This window comes from Desulfofundulus thermobenzoicus (assembly GCF_009428905.1).
GTDB classification, from domain to species: Bacteria; Bacillota; Desulfotomaculia; order Desulfotomaculales; family Desulfovirgulaceae; genus Desulfofundulus_A; species Desulfofundulus_A thermobenzoicus.
The window spans coordinates 1-477 of the sequence record NZ_WHYR01000159.1; the positions used below are offsets into that span (position 1 = coordinate 1).

Genomic DNA, 477 nt, shown 5'->3' on the forward strand with positions numbered 1-477 from the left:
GAAATGTTTGCCGCTCTTTATCTGATAAAATGTTCACTTGACCAATCGGCAGATGCGGGCGCTCAGCTACCTCTGTTAAAAAGCGCTTCATTCTGTCAGCGATTGCTCGAATGGTGCTTTGTTTAAATACATCTGTGCTGAATTCAAACAATCCTGTTAATCCCGCTGCTGACCCAGTTTCCGTTCTTTGTTCTGTTAATTCGATGGTCAGATCAAATTTAGCTGACCCTACTGGTTTCACGTAAAGATCTGAGTCAAGTTGTGTCAGCTTCATTTCTGCCTTCGGTGTATTTTGGAAGGCTAGCATGACCTGGAACAATGGATTTCTTGATCTGGACCTGGTTGGATTTAGAATTTCGACTAGTCTTTCAAATGGCAGATCCTGATGCTCATAGGCTGCTAAGTCAACGTCTCTCACTCGCTTCAAAAGCTCACTAAAGGTTGGATTACCAGCTGTATTTGTGCGTAATACTAGTG

At 43.0% G+C, this 477-nt stretch carries 1 protein-coding gene; it reads right to left on the reverse strand.

Translation table 11 applies throughout. The annotated features are described in order from the left end of the window. On the reverse strand, positions 1–477 hold a 477-nt coding region (locus GFC01_RS18005; RefSeq protein WP_152948499.1), incomplete at both ends, for a condensation domain-containing protein.